The following is a 5639-nucleotide window of genomic DNA, read 5'->3' as shown; positions in this document are numbered from 1 at the left end:
GACAGCCCGCGGGCAAGCTCTGACCAGAAGCGGCTCACGATCATTCTCCTGCGGACCCGCGACACGGCGCGCAAGGCGACGTCGCGCTGTTCCGGAAATACGGATGGGACGATGGGGGTTTCATCGGCAAATGGCGCGCCATTCAGAATAAAACCACGAACTCATATGGTGTTGAAATTGCGATATAGTTACCTGGTGGTCAATCTGCCTCTTCGTCTCTCTTTTCGCTCATCATAGCCCGCGACGCCGTCCGAGCTGGCCTCAGCACCGGCATGCTCCCGATTTCGCTCGTCAGTCATGATCTCGCTGCGGGCTGCGGGTCGGATCGCCATCACCTCGTCGCTGTTACGAAACCAGTGCGCCGAGGGCAACGGATGGCGGACGGCGGAACCGCGCGCTGCTATCACGGTCTCGACGATATGTCTTGCGAGGCCGACGTCTTTATCGGTCCTGACGGGCGCGCATGACGACGGCGCGGAACTGGGCTGCGCCTGGGACGCCTGGATTGCCCGCGCGTGACGGGCTAAATCGGACGCAATCGGGAATGCTGAAAGGACCTTGTCGCACGCGAGGAGCTTTTTCGTTGCCGGTCATGGTCCCGTTTCACTCATCGACATGAAGCTTCACGACAACTCGGCTTGGCTTCTCGTGTTGCCCGCCCTGGTCATCGTGACCTTCGTGGGTATTCTGCCGCTGGTGGCCATCGCCAATTACTCGTTCCAGGACCTGTTCAGCCTGAACAATCCATTTTGGGTAGGGGTCGATTGGTACCGCAACATCGTCACGTCGCAGCGCTTCTACGCTAGCGTCGGACGTAGCTTCCTGTTCTCTGCCATGGTGCTGTCGATCCAGTTGCCGCTCGGCATCTGGATTGCACTGCTGCTGCGCCGGTCGCATCGCTTCGTCGTCAGCACCGTTCTGGTTCTGATCACCGTACCGCTGGTGGTACCGTGGAACATGATCCCGGTGATATGGCTCAACTTCATCAATCCCAATATCGGTCTCGGCGGGCGACTGCTGTCCTGGCTCGGCATCGGATTCGACTATAAATTCAATGCTCTGCACACTTGGCTCGTGCTCGTGGTGATGGATACCTGGCACTGGCTCGGGCTGGTCGTCGTGCTCGTCTATGCCGGCATCTCCAGCATTCCGCCGGCTTACTACCAGGCTGCGGCCATCGATGGTGCCTCGCCATGGCAGATGTTTCGCTTCGTTCAGCTCCCGAAGATCAAGAGTGTGCTGTCGATGGCCGTGCTGCTGCGTTTCATGGACAGCTTCATGATCTATATCGAAGCCTTCCGTATCAATGCCGGTGGTCCCAACAATGCCACCGCGTTTCTCAGCCTCGATCTCGGCGAGGAAATCCAGGCCTTCAACTATGGGCCCTCAGCCGCCCGCTCGATGGTCTATTTCCTGATCGTTCTGACGGTCGCCTGGATCTTCAAGACGGCAACAAGCGCTCGAATGCCTGTCGCCATGGAGCCCCTCAAGTGAGGTCGCTCGGCCGGATCATCCTCTTCGTCATTGTTGGGGCCTTCGTTCTCGTGCCCCTGGCGCAGACCTTCATGACCAGCTTCGTCTCGACCCTGCCGCGCGCCGGGATTGCGGAAGGGCATTTCAGCCTCGTCAACTACCAGACCATCTTCCAGTCGCCGGTTCTGAAACAGGCCATCCTGAACTCCATCATCTACGTCGCGCTGAACGTCGTGCTTTGCCTGGCCGTCGGTCTGCCGGCTGCCTATGCGTTCGCGCGCTACCATTTCGTCGGCGACCGGCAGCTATTCTTTTTGCTGCTGGTATTCCGCATCACCCCGACCGTGGTGCTGTCGCTGCCGATCTTCGTCCTATTCGCGCAGATCGGCCTCGAGAATTCTCCGGTCGGGATCGCGCTGGTTCATTGCGTTTTCAATATCCCGATCTCGATCTGGATCCTGGAGGGATTCATTGCCTCGGTTCCACGCGAGTTCGACGAGATGGCTTTCCTGGACGGCCATTCGCTGCCTAGTTTCTTTGTCCGCCACCTCATTCCCGCGATCGCGCCGGGCATCGGCGTGACCGCATTCTTTTGCTTCATGTTTTCCTGGGTGGAGGTGGTGCTGGCTCGTATCCTGACCACGACGGGCGGCAAGCCGATCACGATGGCGATCAACGCACTGTTCGGCTTCCGCACCGATTTTGGCCTGGTCATGGCGATGACCGTGCTCGCGCTGGTCCCGGGCATCGCGATGATCTATTTCGTGCGGAACCATCTCGCCAGGGGCTTCGTGATCCGCACGTGAAGGCGCGGATCTCATGACCCGGCGAAGCGCTGGCGGCATACTCCGGGGAGTCCCACAACTCCTTCGGTTGGACGTCGAGCACCGCGATCGCCATCGACACGCCGGCGGTATCGAGAAACGTGGCCTAGGTGCTGGTCAGGAAGCACGTCGCCGCAAATCCCCGCGCCGTCGCGAATGCGCTTGCCGCGAACGCATAGCGATGCGCGGCCGCTCAACTCTGAACGGCTCGTGTGGATCATCATGCGAGAGGGGACACCTCACTTGCGGCAAGGGTGCGCGAGCTTAGGCGAGAATCAGGGCTGTGGATGCTGGCTGGGCGCCAGCATAGACTAAGCCGCTGATCTATCGATCGAATGAATGGCGCGCCCGGAACGATTCGAACGTCCGACCCTCAGATTCGTAGTCTGATGCTCTATCCAGCTGAGCTACGGGCGCGTTTTCGCTTGTGGCGGGCTCCGGGCCTTGACGGCCGGATCCCGGAAGGCCGGAGCGGCAAATGCCGGCTGGCCTCGCGAAGGGCCTCTGACTAACGGCTCGGAGGCCGCTTGGCAAGGCTGGAGCCAGACATTTTGCGTGCATTTTTCCGCAGAGGGGGCCCGGCAGCGGAGGGAAACGGCCGCCATTGTCGGGCGACCACTCAGGCGCTGGCGCGCTCGGTCCAGAAGGTCTGAAGCTCGACCGGCCGATCGGGAATCGTGATGCGGAAGGTGGCCCCCAAGGTCCCCTCGACCAGCTGGATGTCGCCATCATGGGCGCGCACCAGCTCGGCGGCGATGGCCAAGCCCAGGCCCGAGCCGCCAGGGCGGCCGGCGCCGCGGAACGCCTCGAACAGGTGCTCTCGCACCTTTTCCGGCACTCCTGGCCCGGTGTCGGACACTTCGAGGATGGTCACGGCCCCCTCGCGGCGGCCGGTGATCCGGATCTGGCGCACACCGGCATCGGCTGCGAGGCTGTCGAGGGCCTGCGTGGCATTGCGCACCAGGTTGAGCAGCACGCGGAACAGCTGGTCCGGATCGGCGTCGATCTTCAGCCCGCGCTCGATCGCGCTGATCCAGCTGATCGAGGCGTCGGGCGCCAGCCCCGCGGTCTCGCGCACCTCGGCGACAACCTGCTCGACCGCGACCATCCGGCGGTCCGGCGCCGGCTCCTGCACCTTGCCGTAGGACAGCGTCGACTGACAGAAGGCGATGGCGCGCTCCAGCGAGCGCATCAGTTTCGGCGCGAAGCGCTGCACCCGCGGGTCCGGCACGCTGGCGAGCTGGTCGGACAGGAGCTGTGACGAGGCCAGCAGGTTGCGCAGATCGTGATTGATCTTGGAGACGGCGAGGCCGAGCGCGGCGAGCCGGCTCTTCTGATGCAGCATCGAGACGAGATCGCGCTGCATGTCGGCAAGCTCGCGCTCGGCGACGCCGATCTCGTCGGAGCGCTGGCTCGGCACGATGATGCGCGCCGCACTCTCCGGATTCTCGTGGAAGCCGACCAGGCTCGCGGTCAGGCGCCGCATCGGCCGCACGAACAGATAGTGCAAGGCGAGATACACCAGCGCCGCAGTGAGCATGGCGAGCAGCAGCGAGATGCCGAGCAGGTTGCGCGAGAAGCGGTACATCGCCTTGCGCAGCGGCTTCTCGTCGGTGACGACCTCGATGAACTGCGCGCGGCCCGGCGCCGGCCCGATCACCCGCATGGTGTGATCGCCGGTCTCGGTCATCATTTGCAGCGAGTTCACGATCGACGACCATACGGTCATGTCGCGCATGTCGTAGTCATGATCGATCGAGGCCGGCAGGTCCGCGCTGGCGAGCAGGCGGCGCTGCTGGCCCATCTTGATGGCGACGCCCCGCGCATTGATCGAGGTCAGGATCTGCCGCGCCAAGGAATCCGGCACCATGCCGGAGGGGGCAGCGTCGAGCACCAGCGCGGCGGTATTGGCTGCAGCGAGGCGGTCGTTGAGCCGGTTGCTCCAGAAATTCGCGATCGCGGGCACGTAAACCAGAACGGCCGCGATCATGACGAACGGAATCGTGAGCAGCAGCAGCTTTCCGGACAAGCCGAGCCGGCGCGACCGTTTCAGTCGCAGGCGCTCCAGAATCGGCTTGTTGTCGCTCTCTGCCACGGTTCGCCCTTGTAAGAGACACCCCCACCCTTACGGGTCCGCAAGATGGGACTGCACCGGAGTCCCGTCAAATTACGGTTCGCTCATGTTAGGGTTTCCAATCCGTTCAGAATGGAACCCAGGAAATCGTCATCACCGCCGTCACAATCCTTGGTGACCCGCCGTGCGCGCCGCCAGTCTCGCAGATCGGGCCATCGATGCATTGTCCTGTGTTATCGTGGGATGACGCTGGCACCACACGCATTACCAGGAGCTTGACGCGTGACCCCGGCCGCGGTGCGGCTCGTATCCCCGCCGAGGCCTTGCCACGATTGACGAAGCCAGGACGCTCCCTTATAAGCCGCGCCAACCGTCCGCGATGACCCGGCTCGCCCGGGGCGGCTCGATTTCTGGGCCGGCAGCGGTCCATCTTGGGCCCGAAAGCATCACCGGACATCACTCGACAATTCAAGCCGGCAAGTTGTCAACTGGCAAATTGCCCGTCAGCGGAGATCGACCCGTGAAGCGGACCTATCAACCCAGCAAACTGGTGCGCAAGCGCCGTCACGGCTTCCGCGCCCGTCTCGCCACCACCGGCGGCCGCAAGGTCCTTGCCGCGCGTCGCGCCCGGGGCCGCAAGCGTCTCAGCGCCTGAAGCCAGGGCGTCCGTCCCGGAGATTTCCATCATGGATCGGCTGCGGCAGCGGGCGGACTTCCTCGCCGTTGCCGATGGCGTGCGGGCGAACAGTCCTGCCTTCGTGGTCCAGCGCCGTGAGCGCGGGGATCAGGGCCCGGTCCGGATCGGCTTTACCGTCACCAAGAAGAATGGCACCGCCACGGAGCGTAATCGCATCCGTCGGCGGCTGCGCGAGCTCGTGAAGCGGCTCGATCCCCTGACGATGCGGCCGCACAGTGATTATGTGCTGGTCGGCCGCCGGGATGCGCTGTCGCGCGACTTTCTCACCATGCTCGACGACCTGACGACCGCGCTCCGCCGGCTCGACCGGCCTCCCGGCCGGCCGCAACCGCGCCGGCCCTCGAATGCCGCCAGGCAGCCCGCAGCGACGCCGGGCGCATCCCGTAAACCGGATTGAATGACGAGACGATAAGAGAACGATGACCGACAATCGCAACACCATCCTCGCCGTCATTCTATCCGGCCTCGTGCTGATCCTGTGGCAGGTCTTCTACAACGGCCCGCAGATGGAAAAGCAGCGCGCGCAGGCCCAGCTGCAGAGCGAGCTCGCCAAGAAGCAGGCCCCCGGCGA

At 63.5% G+C, this 5639-nt stretch carries 6 protein-coding genes, 1 tRNA gene and 1 pseudogene; 6 read left to right on the top strand and 2 right to left on the bottom strand.

Going from position 1 to position 5639, the window contains the following annotated elements; translation table 11 throughout:
- The 4 genes and pseudogenes from BRAS3809_RS37005 to BRAS3809_RS02400 form a co-directional block, all read left to right on the top strand.
- On the top strand, positions 1–237 hold a 237-nt coding region (locus BRAS3809_RS37005; protein ID WP_210161092.1), incomplete at its 5' end, for a hypothetical protein.
- Positions 216–314, top strand: a pseudogene (locus BRAS3809_RS37230) (LysR family transcriptional regulator); the annotation flags it as partial. The gene BRAS3809_RS37005 and the pseudogene BRAS3809_RS37230, both read left to right, overlap by 22 nt.
- 301 nt (positions 315–615) lie before the next feature.
- Complete coding sequence (locus tag BRAS3809_RS02405; RefSeq protein ID WP_008960507.1) at positions 616–1494, top strand: carbohydrate ABC transporter permease; 879 nt, start codon at positions 616–618, stop codon at positions 1492–1494.
- Positions 1491–2279, top strand: coding sequence for a carbohydrate ABC transporter permease (locus BRAS3809_RS02400; RefSeq protein WP_008960506.1), 789 nt, complete (start codon positions 1491–1493; stop codon positions 2277–2279). Before BRAS3809_RS02405 ends, BRAS3809_RS02400 begins: the two co-directional genes overlap by 4 nt.
- Positions 2280–2637: 358 nt before the next feature.
- Here BRAS3809_RS02400 and BRAS3809_RS02395 read toward each other — a convergent pair.
- Positions 2638–2714: transfer RNA gene (locus BRAS3809_RS02395), tRNA-Arg, on the bottom strand.
- A gap of 202 nt (positions 2715–2916) precedes the next feature.
- Positions 2917–4392, bottom strand: coding sequence for a sensor histidine kinase (locus BRAS3809_RS02390; protein WP_008960505.1), 1476 nt, complete (start codon positions 4390–4392; stop codon positions 2917–2919).
- Positions 4393–4891: 499 nt separating this feature from the next.
- On the opposite strand from BRAS3809_RS02390, the gene rpmH reads away from it, so the two are divergent.
- Both rpmH and rnpA read left to right on the top strand, forming a co-directional pair.
- The gene (gene rpmH / locus BRAS3809_RS34570; RefSeq protein ID WP_006609582.1) at positions 4892–5026 is read left to right on the top strand and encodes a 50S ribosomal protein L34; all 135 of its coding nucleotides are present in this window, start codon (positions 4892–4894) and stop codon (positions 5024–5026) included.
- Between the two features lie 31 nt (positions 5027–5057).
- Positions 5058–5465 carry a ribonuclease P protein component gene (gene rnpA / locus BRAS3809_RS02380; protein WP_008960504.1) on the top strand — a complete coding sequence of 136 codons (408 nt, stop codon included), beginning with the start codon at positions 5058–5060 and terminating at the stop codon, positions 5463–5465.
- Positions 5466–5639 lie beyond the last annotated feature (174 nt).

Source organism: Bradyrhizobium sp. STM 3809 (assembly GCF_000239795.1).
Taxonomy (GTDB): Bacteria; Pseudomonadota; Alphaproteobacteria; order Rhizobiales; family Xanthobacteraceae; genus Bradyrhizobium.
The sequence above is the reverse complement of the archived record's forward strand: the minus strand, read 5'-3'. Positions and strand labels throughout refer to the sequence as shown.

Bases quoted from the DNA above. Each gene is read 5' to 3' on its own strand.
- BRAS3809_RS02405 (WP_008960507.1), top strand. From the start codon at position 616: ATGAAGCTTCACGACAACTCGGCTTGGCTTCTCGTGTTGCCCGCCCTG.
- rnpA (WP_008960504.1), top strand. From the start codon at position 5,058: ATGGATCGGCTGCGGCAGCGGGCGGACTTCCTCGCCGTTGCCGATGGC.